17 protein-coding genes and 1 pseudogene are annotated in these 18,484 nt (G+C 70.5%); 2 read left to right on the top strand and 16 right to left on the bottom strand.

The window, feature by feature from the left end:
* Positions 1-53 precede the first annotated feature (53 nt).
* Positions 54-1,856 carry an aspartate--tRNA ligase gene (gene aspS, locus G6030_RS03080; protein ID WP_182642164.1) on the bottom strand — a complete coding sequence of 601 codons (1,803 nt, stop codon included), beginning with the start codon at positions 1,854-1,856 and terminating at the stop codon, positions 54-56.
* 149 nt (positions 1,857-2,005) lie between these two features.
* Between aspS and G6030_RS03075 the strand changes: the two genes are divergently transcribed.
* Positions 2,006-2,923 (top strand): neutral zinc metallopeptidase, encoded by a 918-nt coding sequence (locus G6030_RS03075; RefSeq protein ID WP_182642163.1) that lies wholly within the window; start codon positions 2,006-2,008, stop codon positions 2,921-2,923.
* 13 nt (positions 2,924-2,936) lie between these two features.
* Here the strand turns inward: G6030_RS03075 and hisS are convergent, their stop codons facing one another.
* Positions 2,937-4,217, bottom strand: a complete 1,281-nt coding sequence (gene hisS / locus G6030_RS03070) for a histidine--tRNA ligase (RefSeq protein ID WP_063935061.1) — start codon at positions 4,215-4,217, stop codon at positions 2,937-2,939.
* A 45-nt stretch (positions 4,218-4,262) separates the two neighbouring features.
* Positions 4,263-4,928, bottom strand: coding sequence for an MBL fold metallo-hydrolase (locus G6030_RS03065; RefSeq protein WP_182642162.1), 666 nt, complete (start codon positions 4,926-4,928; stop codon positions 4,263-4,265).
* Between the two features lie 209 nt (positions 4,929-5,137).
* Between G6030_RS03065 and G6030_RS03060 the strand changes: the two genes are divergently transcribed.
* Complete coding sequence (locus G6030_RS03060) at positions 5,138-6,058, top strand: peptidylprolyl isomerase (RefSeq protein ID WP_182642161.1); 921 nt, start codon at positions 5,138-5,140, stop codon at positions 6,056-6,058.
* Positions 6,059-6,154: 96 nt separating this feature from the next.
* Here the strand turns inward: G6030_RS03060 and G6030_RS03055 are convergent, their stop codons facing one another.
* The 13 genes and pseudogenes from G6030_RS03055 to G6030_RS02995 form a co-directional block, all read right to left on the bottom strand.
* Entirely contained in the window at positions 6,155-8,521 is a 2,367-nt protein-coding gene (locus G6030_RS03055) for a bifunctional (p)ppGpp synthetase/guanosine-3',5'-bis(diphosphate) 3'-pyrophosphohydrolase (RefSeq protein WP_182642160.1), read from the bottom strand.
* A gap of 46 nt (positions 8,522-8,567) precedes the next feature.
* Positions 8,568-9,125: an adenine phosphoribosyltransferase gene (locus G6030_RS03050; protein WP_182642159.1), complete on the bottom strand. Its 558-nt coding sequence runs from the start codon at positions 9,123-9,125 to the stop codon at positions 8,568-8,570.
* A complete protein-coding gene (secF, locus tag G6030_RS03045) occupies positions 9,122-10,180 on the bottom strand; it encodes a protein translocase subunit SecF (RefSeq protein WP_182642158.1) in 1,059 nt (352 codons plus the stop codon). Before secF ends, G6030_RS03050 begins: the two co-directional genes overlap by 4 nt.
* Entirely contained in the window at positions 10,177-11,805 is a 1,629-nt protein-coding gene (gene secD, locus G6030_RS03040) for a protein translocase subunit SecD (RefSeq protein ID WP_007626293.1), read from the bottom strand. Before secD ends, secF begins: the two co-directional genes overlap by 4 nt.
* 144 nt (positions 11,806-11,949) lie before the next feature.
* Positions 11,950-12,258 (bottom strand): preprotein translocase subunit YajC, encoded by a 309-nt coding sequence (gene yajC / locus G6030_RS03035; RefSeq protein ID WP_007626292.1) that lies wholly within the window; start codon positions 12,256-12,258, stop codon positions 11,950-11,952.
* 91 nt (positions 12,259-12,349) lie between these two features.
* On the bottom strand, positions 12,350-13,456 hold the full coding sequence (gene ruvB, locus G6030_RS03030; protein ID WP_007626290.1) for a Holliday junction branch migration DNA helicase RuvB: 1,107 nt from the start codon (positions 13,454-13,456) through the stop codon (positions 12,350-12,352).
* A complete protein-coding gene (gene ruvA / locus G6030_RS03025) occupies positions 13,456-14,055 on the bottom strand; it encodes a Holliday junction branch migration protein RuvA (protein WP_182642157.1) in 600 nt (199 codons plus the stop codon). Before ruvA ends, ruvB begins: the two co-directional genes overlap by 1 nt.
* Positions 14,052-14,711: a crossover junction endodeoxyribonuclease RuvC gene (locus G6030_RS03020; protein ID WP_007626286.1), complete on the bottom strand. Its 660-nt coding sequence runs from the start codon at positions 14,709-14,711 to the stop codon at positions 14,052-14,054. Before G6030_RS03020 ends, ruvA begins: the two co-directional genes overlap by 4 nt.
* 63 nt (positions 14,712-14,774) lie before the next feature.
* Positions 14,775-15,527 (bottom strand): YebC/PmpR family DNA-binding transcriptional regulator, encoded by a 753-nt coding sequence (locus G6030_RS03015; RefSeq protein ID WP_007626284.1) that lies wholly within the window; start codon positions 15,525-15,527, stop codon positions 14,775-14,777.
* Between the two features lie 90 nt (positions 15,528-15,617).
* On the bottom strand, positions 15,618-16,232 hold the full coding sequence (gene pdxT, locus G6030_RS03010) for a pyridoxal 5'-phosphate synthase glutaminase subunit PdxT (protein WP_007626282.1): 615 nt from the start codon (positions 16,230-16,232) through the stop codon (positions 15,618-15,620).
* Positions 16,229-17,101: an acyl-CoA thioesterase domain-containing protein gene (locus tag G6030_RS03005; RefSeq protein WP_182642156.1), complete on the bottom strand. Its 873-nt coding sequence runs from the start codon at positions 17,099-17,101 to the stop codon at positions 16,229-16,231. Before G6030_RS03005 ends, pdxT begins: the two co-directional genes overlap by 4 nt.
* Positions 17,102-17,108: 7 nt before the next feature.
* Positions 17,109-18,014, bottom strand: a complete 906-nt coding sequence (pdxS, locus tag G6030_RS03000; RefSeq protein ID WP_007626279.1) for a pyridoxal 5'-phosphate synthase lyase subunit PdxS — start codon at positions 18,012-18,014, stop codon at positions 17,109-17,111.
* Positions 18,015-18,120: 106 nt separating this feature from the next.
* Positions 18,121-18,484, bottom strand: a pseudogene (locus tag G6030_RS02995) (LemA family protein); the annotation flags it as partial.

Genomic DNA, 18,484 nt, shown 5'->3' with positions numbered 1-18,484 from the left:
CCGCGGCACGGCCGGAGACGACCACGCCGCGGGCCCGACCCCGCGTTCGACGACTACTGCGCCGGGGCCTCCGCGGGCGGGGCGGACTGGCCGCGCTGCACCGGCTTGGCGTCGATGCCGGACTCCTTGCGCTGCTGCGCGGTGATCGGCGCCGGCGCATCGGTCAGCGGGTCCACGCCGCCACCCGACTTGGGGAACGCGATGACGTCGCGGATCGACTCGGTCCCGGCCAGCAGGGCGCAGATGCGATCCCAGCCGAACGCGATGCCGCCGTGCGGCGGGGCGCCGTAGGAGAAGGCGTCGAGCAGGAAGCCGAACTTCTCCTGCGCCTCCTCGGCCGAGATGCCCATGACACCGAACACCCGCTCCTGGATGTCCTTGCGGTGGATACGGATCGAGCCGCCGCCGATCTCGTTGCCGTTGCACACGATGTCGTACGCGTAGGCGAGCGCCGAGCCCGGATCGGTGTCGAAGGTGTCCAGGTGCTCGGGCTTGGGCGAGGTGAAGGCGTGGTGCACCGCCGTCCACGCGCCGGAGCCCACGGCCACGTCGCCGGCCGCCGTGGCGTCGTCGGCGGGCTCGAACATCGGGGCGTCGACGACCCAGGTGAACGCCCACTTCGTCGGGTCGATCAGCCCCAGCTTCGCGGCGATCTCGCCGCGGGCGGCACCGAGCAGGGCACGCGTGGACTTCACCGCGCCGGCGCCGAAGAAGATGCAGTCACCCGGCTCCGCGCCGACGTGGGCGGCGATGCCGGCCCGCTCGGCGTCCGACAGGTTCTTGGCGACCGGGCCGCCCAGCTCGCCGTCGTCCCCGACCAGGATGTACGCGAGCCCCTTGGCGCCGCGCTGCTTGGCCCACTCCTGCCAGGCGTCGAGCTGACGACGCGGCTGCGACGCCCCGCCCTTCATGACGACCGCGCCGACGTAGGGCGCCTTGAACACCCGGAACGGGGTGTCGGCGAAGAACTCCGTGCACTCGACGAGCTCGATGTCGAAGCGCAGATCCGGCTTGTCGGAGCCGTACCGGCGCATCGCCTCGTCGTATGTCATCCGCGGGATCGGCGTGGTGATCTCGTACCCGGCGGTCGCCCACACCTCGGTGAGGATCTCCTCCGCCACAGCGATCACGTCGTCCTGGTCGACGAAGCTCATCTCCACGTCGAGCTGCGTGAACTCCGGCTGCCGGTCGGCACGGAAGTCCTCGTCGCGGTAGCAGCGGGCCAACTGGTAGTACTTCTCCATCCCGGCCACCATGAGCAGCTGCTTGAACAGCTGCGGAGACTGCGGGAGGGCGTAGAACGTACCCGGCTGCAGGCGGGCCGGCACGAGGAAGTCGCGCGCGCCCTCCGGGGTAGAGCGGGTCAGCGTGGGGGTCTCGATCTCGACGAAGTCGTGACGGGCCAGCACGCCGCGGGCCGCGGCGTTGACCTTCGACCGCAGCCGCAGCGCCGCGCCCGGGCCCTCGCGACGCAGGTCGAGGTACCGGTGACGCAGACGCGCCTCCTCCCCCACCTCGTCGTCGAGCTGGAACGGCAGCGCCGCCGCCTCGCCCAGGACCTCGAACGACGTGACGTCGATCTCGATCTCGCCCGAGGCCAGGTTCGGGTTCTCCGACCCCTCCGGACGACGGTCGACGACACCGGTGACCGCCACGCAGTACTCGTTGCGCAGGCGGTGGGCGCGCTCGGCCACGTCCTCGGAACGGAAGACCACCTGGCACACGCCCGAGGCGTCGCGCAGGTCGACGAAGATGACGCCGCCGTGATCCCGGCGGCGTGCAACCCAGCCGGCCAGGGTGACAGTGTCACCGGCATCGGCGGCTCGGAGCTGGCCGGCGGAATGGGTGCGCAGCACTACGGTGGTCCTCTCGTCGGGGAAAGTATGATGTGATCGCCTGAGCGTGAGCACCGACGGGACGACCCCACGGCCGGCCACGGGCTCGGACGGGGAACAGTCTACGTCCACCACAGACCGGGCGACGCACCACCCGGAAGGCGGAGATCATGACGTTTCGACAGGGCGGGAGGCTCGACACCAGCGGAGTCTCCGGCGGGGGCCGGGGAGGTCGCCGGGGGATCGCCGTCGGCGGAGGGATCGGCGGCCTCGCCGTCGTCCTCATCGCGCTGTTCCTCGGTGTCGACCCGGGCCAGCTGGGCCTGGACACCGGAACCACCGGTCCCACCGGTGCTCAGGGACAGGGTTCCGATTCCGCGCAGCAGATCCAGTCCCACATCGACCAGTGCGACCTGCAGCAGGCCAACACCGACACGATCTGCCGCATCGTCGCCACCACGGAGAGCCTCGAGGACGTCTGGACGACCCAGCTCCCGGATCAGGTCGGTATGCGCTGGGAGCAGCCGCGGACCACCGTCTTCAGCGGCGCCGTCGACACCGGCTGTGGGGCCGCCTCCTCCGACATCGGCCCCTTCTACTGCCCGGCCGGGCAGACCGTCTACATCGATCCCTCGTTCTTCGACAGCGTCCTCGTGGGGCGACTCGGCGGGCCGCCCTCCGGCGCGGCGCAGATGTACGTCGTCGCGCACGAGTTCGGCCACCACCTGCAGACCATGCTCGGCGACATCCGACGCTCGCAGCAGGACCCTCAGGGCCCGTCGTCCGGAGCGGTCCGCGTCGAGCTCCAAGCCGACTGCTACGCGGGGCTCTGGGCCCACTACGCGACCTCCACCCCGGCGCCCGACGGCGGCCCGCCGCTGCTGGAGAGCCTGACCCCGCAGGACGTGGACGCGATCGTCCAAACCGCGGAGGCCATCGGCGACGACCACATCCAGCGCACCGGAGGCGGGCGCGTCGACCCCCGCTCGTGGACCCACGGCTCGTCCGAGATGCGCAGGCAGTGGTTCCTCACCGGCTACGAGCAGGGCTCCGTGCAGGCCTGCGACACCTTCCGCGCGCAGCTCTGACGCGCCGGAGGAGTCAGCGCTCGACGGCCCGGGTGACGTGCCCGAGGATCGCCTCGAGCGGAACCGGCTCCTGCTCGCCGGTGGACATCGTCTTGACCACTGCGGTGCCGGTCTCGAGCTCGTTCTCACCGATGACGACCGTGACCGCCGCGCCCGACCGGTCCGCCGCCTTGAACGCACCCTTCATGCCCCGGTCGCCGTACGCCATGTCCGCCCGCAGCCCGTTGCGGCGGAACTCCGCCAGGACCGGCACCATCGCCGCCTTGGCCGCCGCCCCGAGCGCGACGCCGTACACGTCGACCCGCCCCTGCGCCGCGGGATCGATCCCCTCGGCCTGGAGCGCCAGCACCGTGCGGTCGACACCGATCCCGAAGCCGATGCCCGACAGAGCCTGGCCACCGAGCTGCTCCATCAGCCCGTCGTAGCGTCCTCCGCCGCCGATCCCGGACTGCGCGCCGAGGCCGTCGTGAACGAACTCGAAGGTCGTCTTGGTGTAGTAGTCCAGGCCGCGGACCATGCGGGGGTTGACCGTGTACGGCACGCCGAGCGCGTCCAGGTGCGCCCGCACGGTCGCGAAGTGCTCGGCGCTGGCGTCCGAGAGGTGATCGATCATCAGCGGCGCGTCCTCGAGCTGCTCACGCACCTCGGGGCGCTTGTCGTCGAGCACGCGCAGCGGGTTGATCCGCGCGCGCTCACGCGTCGCCTCGTCGAGATCCAAGCCGGCGAGGAACGCCTGCAGCCGCTCGCGGTACTGCGGGCGGCACGTCTCGTCGCCGAGCGAGGTGAGCTCGAGGCGGAAGCCGGTCAGGCCGAGCGACCGGAACGCCTCGTCGGCCACGGCGATCACCTCGGCGTCGAGGGCGGGGTCGTCCACCCCGATGGCCTCGATCCCGACCTGCTGGAGCTGCCGGTAGCGGCCGGCCTGCGGCCGCTCGTACCGGAAGAACGGCCCGGCGTAACAGAGCTTGACCGGCAGCTGTCCGCGGTCCAGCCCGTGCTCGATCACCGCACGCATGACCCCCGCCGTGCCCTCGGGCCGCAGCGTGACGCTGCGGCCGCCCCTGTCCTCGAACGAGTACATCTCCTTGGAGACCACGTCCGTGGACTCGCCCACCCCGCGGGCGAACAGCGCCGTGTCCTCGAAGATCGGCAGCTCGATGTGGCCGTAGCCGGCGCGCCGGGCGGCGGTGGTGATCGCGTCGCGGACGGCGACGAACCCGGCCGACGCCGGGGGGACGTAGTCGGGCACGCCCTTGGGGGCCTTGAGGGCGGTCTTCTTCTCGGTGCCGGTCACAGGGAAAGTCCTCGGGTCAGATAGGGGGCGGGGGCGCCGGTTGGTCTAGAGGTCGCGCAGGAAGGGGTTGGACCGGCGCTCGCGACCGATCGTGGTGGACGGGCCGTGTCCGGGCAGGACCACCGCGTCGTCATCCAGGACGAGGAACTTCTTGGCGATCGACTGCATGAGCACCTCGGTGTCCCCCGCCGGCAGGTCGGTACGGCCGACCCCGTCCTGGAACAGTACGTCGCCACCGAGGACCGCCATCCGCGGTCCCTCTTCGGTCTGCACGGTGATCCGGAAGGACACCGAACCGGGGCTGTGGCCGGGGGCGTGGTCCACGTCGAAGGTCATCGACCCGAACCGCAGGGTGTCGCCGTCGAAAACCTCGACGACCTCGGCGGGCTCGGTGAACGTCATGTCCTTGAGCATGGCCGACAGGTCGAGCGACAGGCCCTTGCCGGGATCAGACAGCATCGGGCGGTCGTCGGGGTGGATGTAGGCGGGGACGCGGTAGTGGTCCGCGACCTGCCGGGCGTTCCAGATGTGGTCGAGGTGACCGTGGGTGAGCAGCACCGCACGCGGCCGCAGGCCCGCCTCCGAGACCTGGCGGCGCACCTGCTCCTCGGCGTCCTGGCCCGGGTCCACGATCACGCAGTCCCCCGCGTCGTCGGACACGATGTAGCAGTTGGTCTGGAACATCCCGGCGGGGAAACCGACGATCTGCACGTCCCGTACTCCCTTTCTTCGACAATCCACGGCGCCTGGCGCGCGGCGTCGGGTCAACGCGGTCCGACACCGGAGTGGTGTGCGATCGACGTTGCCCGACCTGGTAGACAAGGACCCTGGGCCGGACCGTCCCCGGGGCCTCCGTGAGGAGACCCGGCGAGTCGATCCGGCCGACCGTTCCAGCCTAGTCCAGGTCCCCAGGAGGGTCAGTGTCCACCAACCAGGAACGCCGAGCCGAGGCGCGCCAGCGCCTGCGCGAGCAGATGGAGGCCCAGGCTCGCCGCGAGAAGCAGCTCAAGATCGCCGGCGCCGCTGTCGTCGTGGTGGTCCTGCTGGGGATCGTCGGGGTCGTGGTCTGGAACAAGACCGAGCAGGCGCGCGCCGAGGAGTACGCGGCCAACTGGGTCACCTGCGAGTACCCGGCGGAGACCCCCGTGGAGAAGGTCGATCCCGCGCAGTTCGAGGACCAGGGCCCCGAGGTGGTCGAAGAGGCCGAGCGCTTCAACGAGCAGATCGACGAGATCGAGGAGACCAGGCGCGAGGTGGAGCCGCCGAGCGGCGACCAGCCCCGCCGGGGTACCGCACAGATCACCATCGCGACCAACGCCGGGGACATCCCGCTCGAGCTGGACCGGGCCGGGGCCCCCTGCAACGTCGAGAGCTTCGTGCATCTGGCCGAGCAGTCCTACTTCGACGACACCGAGTGCCACCGCCTGACCATCGGTGAGGAGGGCGCCGAGCTCTCCGTGCTGCAGTGCGGGGATCCGACCGGCACCGGCCTCTCGGGTCCCGGCTACTCCATCGTCGACGAGCCGCCCACCGATCTCCCCGTGGCGGAGGACGGCTCCGGGATGTCGGTCTACCCGCGCGGCACGGTCGCCATGGCCAAGTCCCAGGCGCCGAACAGTGCGGGCAGCCAGTTCTTCCTCGTCTACGAGGACTCCATGCTCCCGCCCGAGTACTCGGTCATGGGCACCATCGGTGAGTCGGGGCTCGAGGTCCTGGACCGGATCGCCGAGGGCGGGATCAAGAGCAACGATCCGATGAGCGAGGACTACCAGGCGCCCAAGCGTCCGGTCCAGATCGAGAAGGTCACGGTCGACGCGCAGGAGGGTCTGCCCGAGGAGTGACCCGGCCCGGGCCCGCCCGGATCGCGACCTGGACGACACCGCCCCGGCCATCCGGCCGGGGCGAAGTCGTTCGTGCGGCTCCGGCGCTCGCCGGGCCTAGGAGTTGGACGTCATCCGGTAGGCGTCGAAGACGCCCTCGACCCGACGGACCGCGTTGAGGACGTGGCCCAGATGCTTGGGGTCGGCCATCTCGAATGTGAACCGGGAGATCGCGACCCGGTCGTCACCTGCGGTCTGCACCGACGCGGACAGGATGTTGACCTTTTCGTCGGCCAGCACCTTGGTGACGTCGGACAGGAGCCGGTGCCGGTCCAGCGCCTCGACCTGGATGGCCACGAGGAACAGGGCCCCCGGCTGTGGCGTCCACTCGACCTTGACCAATCGCTCGGGTTCGCGGTGGAGGTCCGTGGCGTTGGTGCAGTCCGTCCGGTGGACGCTCACCGTGCCGCCGCGGGTGATGAAGCCCAGGACCTCGTCGCCGGGCACCGGTGTGCAGCAGCGGGCGAGCTTGGCGTGGACGTCCTCCACGCCCCCGACGAGGACGCCGGCGCCCGCGGGCGTGGGGCGGTGCGGGGTGATGGTCTTGTCCCGCGACCGGTCCGCGAGCTCCTCGGTGACCTCGTCGACGCCGCCGTGGGCCGCGACGAGACGCCCGACCACCGTCTTGGCGGAGACGTGGTTCTCGCCGATCGCCGTGTACAGGGCGGTGACATCGGTGAAGCCGAGTTCGCGGGCGACGCCGGCGATCGACTCGTTGGAGAACACCCGGTGGACGGGGACGCCACCGCGACGTACCTCGCGGGTGATGAGGTCCTTCCCGCGCTCGAGAGCCTCCTCGCGGCGCTCCTTGGCGAACCACTGCCGGATCGAGCTCTTGGCGCGGCCGGAGACCACGAACTTCTGCCAGTCCAGGCTCGGTCCCGCGTTGGGGTCCTTGGAGGTGAAGACCTCCACCACCTCGCCGTTCTCGAGCGGGCGCTCGAGGGCGACGAGCTTGCCGTTGACCCGGGCGCCGATGCAGCGGTGGCCGACCTCGGTGTGCACCGCGTAGGCGAAGTCCACGGGGGTCGCGCCGACCGGCAGGTTGATCACGTCGCCCTTGGGGGTGAAGACGAAGATCTCCTTGCTGGTCATCTCGAACCGGAGGGAGTCGAGGAACTCCCCCGGGTCGGCGGCCTCGCGCTGCCAGCTCAGGAGCTGGCGCATCCATGCCATCTCGTCGACCTCGGCGGGGTCGCCGTTGTGCTTGCCGCGGGTCTCCTTGTACCGCCAGTGCGCGGCGATGCCGTACTCGGCGTTGCGGTGCATCTCGTGCGTGCGGATCTGGATCTCCAGCGGTTTCCCGTCGGGCCCGATCACGGTCGTGTGCAGGGAGCGGTAGACGCCGAAGCGGGGCTGGGCGATGTAGTCCTTGAACCGGCCCGGCATGGGTTTCCAGGTCGAGTGGACGACGCCGATCGCCGCGTAGCAGTCCCGGACGTCGTCGCACAGGACGCGGATGCCCACGAGGTCGTGGATCTCGTCGAACTCCCGCCCGCGGACGATCATCTTCTGATAGATCGACCAGTAGTGCTTCGGCCGGCCCTCGACGCGGGCCTGGATGTTGGCCTTCTCCAGGTCGGCCTTGACCCGGTTGATCACGGTGTTGAGGTAGACGTCGCGGCTGGGTGCGCGGTCGGCCACCAGCCGGACGATCTCCTGGTACTTCTTGGGCTCGAGGATCGCGAAGGCGAGGTCCTCGAGTTCCCACTTCACGGTGGCCATGCCGAGCCGGTGCGCGAGCGGGGCGATCACCTCGAGGGTCTCGCGGGCCTTCTTCACCTGCTTCTCGGGCGGGAGGAAGCGCATGGTCCGCATGTTGTGCAGGCGGTCGGCCACCTTGATGACCAGGACGCGGGGGTCGTGCGCCATGGCGATGATCATCTTGCGGATGGTCTCCGCCTCGGCGGCCTCGCCGAAGTCGACCTTGTCCAGCTTGGTGACGCCGTCCACCAGGTGGGCGACCTCTCCCCCGTAGTCCGCCTCGAGCTGTTCGAGCGAGTAGTCGGTGTCCTCGACCGTGTCGTGCAGGAGGGCGGCGACGAGCGTGGTGGTGTCCATCCCCATCTCGGCGCAGATGGTGGCCACCGCCAGCGGGTGCGTGATGTAGGGGTCGCCGGACTTGCGGTACACGCCCTCGTGCTGGCGTTCGGCGAGGGTGTAGGCGCGAGCCAGGAGCCCGACGTCCGCCTTGGCGTGGTGGATGCGGTGGACGCGCACGAGCGGTTCGAGCACCGCGGGTGTGGAGGTGACCGTGAGACCGGAGGTGAGGCGACGCGCCCATCGCGCCCGGACCCGGCGCCCGGCGGACGGCCGGGAGCCGGGGATCACCGGCAGCGGCTGGGTGGTGGGCTGCGGCGTAGCCTTCTTAGCCGTGTGGCCGCTCCGGTCGGGGTTGCCGGCGGGGTTCTGGCGCTGCGTCATCTCCGGCTCCTCCCTGCAGTGTCGGGCCGTCAGGAGCGGCCGGGGGTCACGCGACCGTGAGGCAGGTCAGCGGTGTGCCGGCCAGTCTATCCCGGCCCCCGAGACCGGGGATCTCGAGGACGACGGACAGGCCGGCGACGACTGCGCCGCAGTCCTCCAGCAGGCCGACCGTCGCGGTGAGGGTGCCACCGGTGGCGAGGACGTCGTCGACGACGAGGACCCGCTTACCGCGCAGGTCGAGCCCGTCGGCGGGCAGTTCGAGCGTGGCGGCGCCGTACTCGAGCTCGTAGGAGCGCGAGTGCACGGGCGGCGGGAGCTTGCCCGCTTTCCGGACGGCCAGGACGCCGGTGTGGAGGCGCACGGCGACGGCTCCGGCGAGCAGGAAGCCGCGCGCGTCGAGACCGGCGACGTAGTCGACGGTGCCGATCTCGTGACCGGCGATGAGCCCGCGGACGACGGCGTCGAAGCCGTCGGGGTCGGCGAGCACGGGCGTGAGGTCGCAGAACTGGACGCCCGCGGACGGGAAGTCCTCGACGCGGCGCATCAGACGCTCGACGGAGGAGCTGATGATCGGTGAGACGTGGGTGACGGATGAGTCGGTCATGCGATGGCCTCGGCCTTCTCGCGTCGGGCCAGGACCCTGGCGGTCTGGCGTCGGATGTCGGGATCACGGTTCTTCAGCGAGACCAGCAGTGGCGTCGCGAGGAACACGGAGGAGAAGGTGCCGGTGACGATACCGACCATCTGGACCAGGGCGAGGTCCAGCAGCGTACCCACACCGAGGATCCACACGGCGATCACGACCAGCGCCAGCAGCGGCAGGACCCCGATGATGGTGGTGTGGATCGACCGCATGAGCGTCTGGTTGACGCCGAGGTTGGCCTCCTCGGCGTAGGTCCGTGTGGCGGTATGTCTGATGCCCCGCGTGTTCTCCTCGACCTTGTCGAACACGATCACCGTGTCGTACAGAGAGAAACCGAGGATTGTCAGCAGTCCGATGACCGTGGCGGGAGTGACCTCGAAGCCGATGATCGAGTAGATCCCGGCGGTGGTCACCACGTCGAACAGCAGCGCGACGATCGCCGCCGTGGCCATCTGCCACTCGAAGCGGAAGGCGATGTACCCGAACACGATGACGAGGAACACGCCGAGGGCGATCAGCGCGTTCTGCGTGACCTGCCCGCCCCAGCTCTCGCTGCGGGCGGAGTCGCCGATCGCCTCGACGGAGGCGACCCCGTCGGCGGTGACGGGCTGGAACTCCTCGAACATCGCGTTCTTGGCGGCGCGGATCTCGTCACTGGTGAGGAACCGGGTCTCGACCTCGACGATCCGCGCGTCACCGGCGCCGACGACCTGGACGGTCTGGGGCTCCTCACCGATGGACTCCTCGACGACCGCGGCCACGCGGTCCTGATCATGATTGCCCGCGGGCATCGAGAGCTTGGTACCGCCGGTGAAGTCGATGCCGAAGGTGAAGCCGCGGAAGATGATGCTGGCCAGGCAGATGGCGACGATGACCACGGTCAGCACGTAGAACTTGCGTCGATTGGCGACGATCCCGAATGCGCCGGTGCCGGTGTAGAGCCGGGTGAACAGGCTGCCGGTCGGCTCGCCGGCCGGGGCGTCGCTCTCGGTGGTGGTGCTGGTGGGCGTGCTCATCGGCCCTCCTCCTCGTCGGTGGCGGGTCGGTCGATCCGGGGCTCGGTGAGCGTGTCGCCGCCCGGGCCGCGGATGGTCGCCGTGACCCCGCGATCCGCGGTCTCCTCGGCCTCCTTCTCCGCCCGGCGGTCGAGTCGGCGCTGCTCGGCGGCAGCCGCCTGGAGGTTCTCCATCCGGCCCATGCCGTTGGCCGACGGCTTGGCGAACAGGGGCCGGGTCGAGGCCAGGTAGACGAGCGGCCAGGTCACGGTGAAGGCCACGAACACGTCCATGACGGTCGTGAGGCCGAGAGTGAAGGCGAAGCCGCGTACCTCTCCGCTGGCGAGCAGGTAGAGCACGACGGCGCCGATGAGACTGACCATGTTGCCCGTGACGATGGTGCGGCCGGCGCTCTTCCAGGCCCGCGGCACGGCGGATCTGAACCGGTGCCCGTCGCGCAACTCGTCCTTGATCCGCTCGAAGAACACGACGTAGGAGTCGGCCGTCATACCGATGCCGATCACCAGGCCGGCGATCCCGGCCAGGTCGAGGCTGTAGTCGACCGTGTATCCGAGGAAGACCAGGACGACATAGGTCAGCAGGAAGGACAGCAGCAGCGAGACGAACGCGAGGACGCCGAGCAGGCGGTAGAAGAACGCGGAGTAGGCCAGTACCAGCAGGAAGCCGATCGCGCCGGCGAGCAGTCCCGCCTCGAGGGACGCGAGCCCGAGGGAGGCCGGGACGTTGTCGACGTTGGGGTCCTCGAAGGAGATGGGCAGCGCGCCATAGCGAAGGTTGGCGGCGAGTGAGGCCGCCTCGTCGATAGTGAAGTCACCGGTGATGGAGGTCGCGGACCCGACCGGCGTGACGCCCTGCACGACGGGGGCGCTGATCACCTCGCCGTCGAGGAGGATCGCGATCTGACGCTGGAGGTTCTCCTGCGTCAGGCGTGACCAGGTGGCGCTGCCCTGTTCGCCGGGTCCGGCGTTGAACCGGAACGACACCTCGTTCTTGCCGGCCTGCTGGTTGAATCCGTGGCTCACGGAGTCCTTGACGATCTGCTGACCGTCGAGTCGCTGCCCGTCCTCGGGCTCACCGACGAGAAGCGGGACCGGCCCGAGGACGTACTTGGCGCCCTCCCCGCAGGCGATGAGCGCCTGCGCCGGGTCGTCGAAGCCGGCGAGAACGTCACGTTCAGGGCACCGGAAGGTGGGCAGCTTCTCGATGAGCTCGGCGGGCTCGCCCTGACGTTCCGCGCGCGCCTCCTCGACGGCGGCGGCCACGGCGTCGCGGTCGCCCTTGTCAGCGGGGACCGGTTCACGGTCACCCTCGGCGACGGGCTGCACCTCGAGTACCGGCCTGATGGTCAGCTGGGAGGTCGTGCCGAGGTCGCGTGCCTGGCTGGAGTCCTCGCCGGGCACGGTGAGGACGATGTTGCTGCCCTCGATGACGACGGTGGTCCCGGCGACGCCGAGACCGTCGACGCGGTCGCGGATGATGTCCTGCGCGAGCCGCAGGTCGGCCTCGTCGGGATCGCCCTTGGGGATCAGCGTGACACGGGTGCCGCCCTGGAGGTCGATCCCCAGCTTCGGGGTCAGGCCCCTGTCCGCCACGGCGAACGCGGCGAGGAAGAGGATGAACAGCACCAGGAAGAAGCTGGACAGCAGCGCCCAGGGTCTGGGGCGGGCGTCGGCGCCTCGAGAACGTACTGGCGACACAGGTGATCTCTCTCGGTCTTCGTCTGAGGCCTCCGGCTGGTCGGCCCCACTACACTACTCGCCGGTAGTCGACTACCGGGAACCCGAGGCGTCGGTCCCCGGTCCGGTTTCCGGCGCGGCGGAGCTGTCGAACTTCTCGCGGATGACGCGCCGGTCCCAGCGGGTTCGGATCCCGGGCGCTATCTCCAGCTCGAGGGTGTCCGCCTCCACGGCGACGATCGTGGCGTGCAGGCCGGAAGTGGTGAGCACGTGGTCCCCCACTGTGAGGGACTCCTGCATCTCCCGCAGTTCCTTCATCGCCCTGCGCTGCTTCGAACTCTGCATGAACATCAGCACGAGCAGCACGATGATCATCAACGGCAGCAGCAGTTCCAGTCCCATGGGATCCTCCTGGTGTGGACCCGCGGGTTCCGGGTCCGGTGGGTCGGGTCCGGGCTACGGACGGTCCCGTCCGAGGATGCCAGCCCGGGGCTCAGCCGCGCGCGCCGGGGCCCCGGTCGACCTCGACCGGCAGCATCGGCTCGGAGGGCGTCTTGTCGGGGCGGGTGAGCCCGAGGTGGTCCCACGCCGCGGCGGTCGCGATGCGTCCCCGGGGGGTCCGGGCGAGCAGGCCCGCGCGGACGAGGAAGGGCTCGCAGACCTCCTCCAGGGTGGTCGACTCCTCCCCCACCGCCACGGCCAGCGTGCTCAGGCCCACCGGTCCGCCCTCGTGCTGGACGAGCAGCGCGCGTAGCACGGCGCGATCCAGGCGATCGAGTCCCAGCTCGTCGACCTCGTACACCTCGAGGGCCGCGCGCGCGACGGGCACGGTGATGCGGCCGTCCGCCCGTACCTCGGCGAAGTCGCGGACGCGCCGCAGCAGGCGGTTGGCGATCCGGGGCGTGCCGCGGGAACGACCGGCGATCTCCAGGGCGGCGTCGGGGTCGACGGGGATGGCGAGGATCTCGGCCGCGCGGGTGACGATCCGGGCCAGGTCAGCGTCGGTGTAGAAGTCCATGTGCGCGGTGAACCCGAAGCGGTCACGCAGCGGACCGGTGAGCGCGCCGGAGCGCGTAGTGGCACCGACCAGGGTGAACGGGGCGATCTCCAGTGGGATCGACGTGGCCCCGGGCCCCTTGCCCACCATGATGTCGATGCGGAAGTCCTCCATGGCGAGGTACAGCATCTCCTCGGCCGGCCGGGCGATGCGGTGGATCTCGTCGATGAACAGCACGTCGCCCTCGATGAGGTTGGAGAGCATCGCGGCGAGATCCCCGGGGCGCTCGAGGGCCGGGCCGGACGTGATGCGCAGCGAACCGCCGAGCTCGGCGGCCACGATCATGGCCAGACTCGTCTTGCCCAGCCCCGGCGGTCCGGAGAAGAGCAGGTGATCGGGTACGACTCCGCGGCGGGTGGCGGCGGTGAGGACCAGATCGAGTTGCTCGCGGACGGTCTCCTGCCCGATGAACTCCCCGAGGCTGCGTGGCCGCAACGCGCCCTCGACGTCGGTGTCGAACGGGGTGAGCGAGGCCGAGAGCTCCGCCTCGTGCCCGTCCCCGGCGTCAGCGCCGCCACCCGCGGTGTCGAACTGTCCCGTCATCAGCGCTTACCGAGAGACTTGAGGGCCAGGCGCAGAGCCTGCGCGGGATCGAGGTCGGGCTGTGAGTCCAGTACGGCGGTGGCGGTCTTCTCGGCCTCCGCGGCGGAGAAGCCCAGTCCCTCCAGGGCGTCGGCCACCTCGGTGGCGGCCGGCGCGCGCCCGTTCCCGACCACGGAGGACGCGGCGTCACCGTCCGGCACCGGGCCGACCTTGTCCTTGAGCTCGAGGACCATCCGCTCGGCAGTGCGCTTGCCGACGCCCGGTACCAGGGTCAGCGCCTTGACGTCTCCGGTCCCGAGTGCGCGGATGAGGGCCTCGGGTTCGAGTGTGGCGACGATCGCCAGCGCGAGCCGAGGTCCGACGCCGGAGACGGCCTGCACGGTGAGGAACAGCTGCCGCGCGTCGACGGAGTCGAAACCGTAGAGGGTGAGCGAGTCCTCGCGGACCACGAGTTCAGTGTGGAGCATGCCCTCCGCGCCGCGCCGCAGTCCCGCGAGCGCGGCCGGGGTCGCGTGTACGAGGACACCGACGCCTCCGGTCTCCACGACGCAGCGGTCCAGACCGATCTCGGCCACCGTCCCCCGGATCGAGGCGATCACCAGCGCACTCCTTTCGTCCGCGCCATGCCCCGGGCGGCCGCCCGGGCGCGTTCCTGGTCGGCGGCCGGGTCGCGCCGCCCGGTCCCGTCCGATGCCGCCGCTTCCCTGGCGGCCGCGACCTTCGCCTCGAAGCCGGCCCGCGAGCGGGCGACGTGGGCATCGAGCGAGGCGACCCGACCCTGCATGGGCGCGCGCCAACTGTGACACACGGCAAGGGCGAGCGCGTCCGCGGCGTCGGCCGGGCTCGGCGGCTTCTGCAGACCCAGGATGCGGGTGATCATGAGGGTCATCTGCTTCTTGTCCGCGCGCCCGCTACCGGTGATCGCCGCCTTGACCTCCGACGGGGTGTGGAACGCCACGGGGATCTCCCGGTAGGCCGCCGCCAGCGCGACGACACCCGCCGCCTGAGCGGTACCCATGGCGGTCGAGACCTGGTTCTGCGCGAACACGCGCTCGATGGCCACCACGTCCGGGCGGTGGATCTCCATCCACTCGTCGGCCACGGAGTGCACGGCCCGCAGGCGCCGCTCGAGCGGCTCGTCGGAGGTCGTGCGCACCACGTCCACGTCGAGCGCCGTGACCGCGCGACCCGGGGCGGTCTCGATGAGGGCGAGCCCGCACCGGGTCAGCCCCGGGTCCACACCCATGACGCGCATCTGCGACCTCTCCTCGACCAGTGGTAGAACCTACGTTCGAGACCCTACCAGTGGGGTCGGCCGTCAGACGTCGAGGCTCGCCAGCACGTCCTCGGGGACGTCCATGTTCGAGTAGACGTTCTGCACGTCGTCGGAGTCCTCGAGCGCGTCGATCAGCTTGAAGACCTTGGCGGCACCGTCGGCGTCGACCGTGACCTCTACGGACGCCCGGAAGCCCGACTCGGCCGATTCGTAGTCGATCCCGGCCTCCTGCAGGGCGGTGCGCACCGCGACCAGGTCGGTGGGCTCGCAGACCACCTCGAACTGCTCGCCGAGGTCGTTGACCTCCTCTGCGCCGGCGTCGAGCACGGCCATGAGGACGTCGTCCTCGGTCAGATCGCCCTTGTCCAGGACGATCTCGCCCTTGCGGGCGAACAGGTACGCCACGGAGCCGGGGTCGGCGAGGTTGCCGCCGTTGCGGGTCATCGCCGTACGCACCTCGCCGGCGGCGCGGTTGCGGTTGTCGGTCAGACACTCGATGAGCATGGCCACGCCGTTCGGGCCGTAGCCCTCGTACATGATGGTCTCCCACTCGGCACCGCCCGCCTCCTCGCCGGCGCCGCGCTTGCGGGCGCGCTCGACGTTGTCGGCCGGGACGGAGTTCTTCTTGGCCTTCTGGATGGCGTCGTAGAGAGTGGGGTTTCCGGCGGGGTCACCGCCGCCCGTGCGGGCGGCCACCTCGATGTTCTTGACGAGCTTGGCGAAGAGCTTGCCGCGCTTGGCGTCGATCGCCGCCTTCTTGTGCTTGGTGGTGGCCCACTTGGAATGGCCTGCCATTGATGTTCCGCCCTCCGGGGGTCTGGGGACCGGGTCCCGCCGTCCGGCGGCCCGGCGCGGGGCCTCGTAGAGGTCCGCTGACCGCCCAGTCTACGAGGTGGCCTGCCGCACCATGTCGAGGAAGTACCCGTGGACGCGCACGTCGTCGGTGATCTCGGGGTGGAACGAGGTGGCCAGGGCGTTGCCCTGCCGCACCGCGACCACGTGGTCCCGGCCGTCGGAGGCGCGGACGTCGGCGAGGACCTCGACGTCGGGCCCGACCGATTCGACCCAGGGCGCGCGGATGAACACCGTGCGTACCGGGTCACCGCCGAGGGCGTCGACGACGAGGTCGGCCTCGAACGAGTCGACCTGCCGTCCGAAGGCGTTTCGGCGGACCGTCATGTCGATCGCGGAGAACCAGGTCGCGTCGGCCCGGGTGTCCAGGACGTCCGAGGCGAGCAGGATCATGCCGGCGCACGACCCGTAGACGGGCATGCCGCCGGAGATTCGCTCGGCCACGGGCTCGTGCAGCTCGTACACGTCCAGCAGTCGACTCATCGTGGTCGACTCGCCTCCCGGCAGGACCAGGCCGTCCACCGCGTCCAGCTCGGACCGTCGGCGCACCGGGACGGCCCGGGCGCCGACTGTCTCGAGGTGACGGATGTGCTCGGCCACGTCGCCCTGGAGGGCGAGGACCCCGATCGTCGGTGCGGGCCCGCTCACGACACCGAGGTGGAGCCGGAGGTGTCCACGGGGAACGACTGCGCCCCGGGATTGAGTCGCCGGGACAGTCCCTCCTGGGTCACGGCGGCCACGAGTCGACCCGACCGGTCGAAGATCCGGCCCTGGGTCAGGGCACGCCCCCCGGAGGCGGACGGGGACGTCTGGTCGTAGAGCAGCCAGTCGTCGGTCCGGAACGGACGCATGAACCACATGGCGTGGTCGAGCGAGGCGTCCTGGGTCGGCTCGTCCGGGTGCGGGATCTTGGCCGACCCCAGGAGGGTCATGTCGGACATGTACGCCAGCGTGCACACGTGGAAGTTCGCGTCGTCCGGGAGGGTGTCGACGCACCGGAACCACACCCGCTGCTGCGCGGCCAGCGCGGAACTGGTCGGCATCCCGTCACGCGGGACGAACCGGATGTCCCACTGGGCCCACTCGTCGACGAATACGCGGTGGACCTCATCCAGGTCGTCGACGGAGGGCACGGGGATCTCCTCGGGGTCGACGACGCGGGGCATCTGGTCCTGGTGCTCGATCCCGTCCTGGTCGCGCAGGTGGAACGAGGCCGACATCGTGAAGATCGGCTCGCCCTCCTGGATGGCGGTGACCCGTCTGGTGGCGAAGCTCCGCCCGTCCCGCAGTCGGTCGATCTGATAGACGGTGGGCACGTCCGGGATCCCCGGGCGGATGAAGTACCCGTGCAGAGAGTGGACGTGCTTGTCGGAGTCCACGGTCCGGACGGCGGCGGTCAGGGTCTGACCGGCCACCTGTCCGCCGAAGGTGCGCTGGAGATGGGTGCGGATCGCGGGGCCCCGGTAGAGGTCGCGGTCGATCCGCTCGAGGTCGAGGATGTCCTCGATCTTCGCCACCGGCGGGTCACCAGCCCCGCTCGGCGAGCCGGTGGGGCTCCGGGATGTCGTCGACGTTGATGCCGACCATGGCCTCGCCGAGGCCGCGGGAGATGTTCGCGAGCATCTCCGGGTCGTCGTGGAAGGTGGTGGCCTTGACGATCGCCTTGGCCCGCTCGGACGGGTTGCCGGACTTGAAGATGCCGGAACCGACGAAGACGCCCTCGGCGCCGAGCTGCATCATCATCGCGGCGTCGGCGGGGGTGGCGATGCCGCCGGCGGTGAACAGCACCACGGGGAGCTTGCCCTTCTCCGCGACCTCCTTGACGAGTTCGTACGGGGCCTGCAGCTCCTTGGCCGCCACGTACAGCTCGTCCTCCGGCAGGCTCTGGAGCTTGCGGATCTGCTGGCGGATCGACCGCATGTGGGTGGTGGCGTTGGAGACGTCGCCGGTGCCGGCCTCACCCTTGGAGCGGATCATGGCCGCGCCCTCGGTGATGCGGCGCAGCGCCTCGCCGAGGTTGGTCGCGCCACAGACGAACGGCACGGTGAAGGCGAACTTGTCGATGTGGTTGGTGTAGTCGGCCGGGGTGAGGACCTCGGACTCGTCGACGTAGTCCACGCCGAGTGCCTGCAGGATCTGGGCCTCGACGAAGTGGCCGATGCGGGCCTTGGCCATCACCGGGATCGAGACGGCCTCGATGATGCCGTCGATCAGGTCGGGGTCGCTCATGCGAGCGACGCCGCCCTGGGCGCGGATGTCGGCGGGAACACGCTCGAGAGCCATGACGGCCACGGCACCGGCGTCCTCGGCGATCTTCGCCTGCTCGGCGGTGACGACGTCCATGATGACGCCGCCCTTGAGCATCTCGGCCATGCCCCGCTTGACGCGGGCTGTTCCGGTGGTGTTCTCGCTCGACTGCGGCTCGCTCACGAAATTGGCCTTTCCTGGCTCAGACGACGTGTTCAGGCCTACCAGTGTAGGTCGCCCTCACCTCGCCGCCCCAACCGCGTTCCCCCCGCGGTCCGCGGCCACGCCGTCAGGCGTCCCGTCCCGGCGGGGGGTCGACGAGTTCGACGTAATCGGGCATGGGTGCGCCGCCCGCCAGGCGCAGGACGCGCACGGCGGTCTGGTCGCGCAGGGCGCGGGTGTCCCGCACGGCGTCGTTGTAGAAGCGGCGGGCCATGGAGACGCGGTCGGTGGCGTCCTCGAGTTCGTCGGCGAGGTCGACGGGCAGTGCCCCCACGTCGAGGGCGGCCAGCATCATGCCGAGGGTGTTCTCGGCCAGTTCGGCGTGCTCACCGGCCTCGTCGTCGTCGGTCCGGTCGGTCCTCCGGCGCGGCGGGGGCTGGGGAGCCGGGTCGGGCCCGGCGACGGCGTCCGGAGGGTGGGCGCGGGCGCGG

The sequence above is a fragment of the Dietzia sp. E1 genome, assembly GCF_014145015.1.
Taxonomy (GTDB): Bacteria; Actinomycetota; Actinomycetes; order Mycobacteriales; family Mycobacteriaceae; genus Dietzia; species Dietzia cinnamea_A.
Note: the sequence above shows the minus strand (reverse complement) of the source record. Positions and strands in the feature narration are given on the sequence as shown.

Bases quoted from the DNA above. Each gene is read 5' to 3' on its own strand.
- G6030_RS03075 (WP_182642163.1), top strand. From the start codon at position 2,006: ATGACGTTTCGACAGGGCGGGAGGCTCGACACCAGCGGAGTCTCCGGC.
- G6030_RS03055 (WP_182642160.1), bottom strand. From the start codon at position 8,521: ATGACGCAGCGCCAGAACCCCGCCGGCAACCCCGACCGGAGCGGCCAC.
- G6030_RS03050 (WP_182642159.1), bottom strand. From the start codon at position 9,125: ATGACCGACTCATCCGTCACCCACGTCTCACCGATCATCAGCTCCTCC.
- secF (WP_182642158.1), bottom strand. From the start codon at position 10,180: ATGAGCACGCCCACCAGCACCACCACCGAGAGCGACGCCCCGGCCGGC.
- yajC (WP_007626292.1), bottom strand. From the start codon at position 12,258: ATGGGACTGGAACTGCTGCTGCCGTTGATGATCATCGTGCTGCTCGTG.
- ruvB (WP_007626290.1), bottom strand. From the start codon at position 13,456: ATGACGGGACAGTTCGACACCGCGGGTGGCGGCGCTGACGCCGGGGAC.
- G6030_RS03020 (WP_007626286.1), bottom strand. From the start codon at position 14,711: ATGCGCGTCATGGGTGTGGACCCGGGGCTGACCCGGTGCGGGCTCGCC.
- G6030_RS03015 (WP_007626284.1), bottom strand. From the start codon at position 15,527: ATGGCAGGCCATTCCAAGTGGGCCACCACCAAGCACAAGAAGGCGGCG.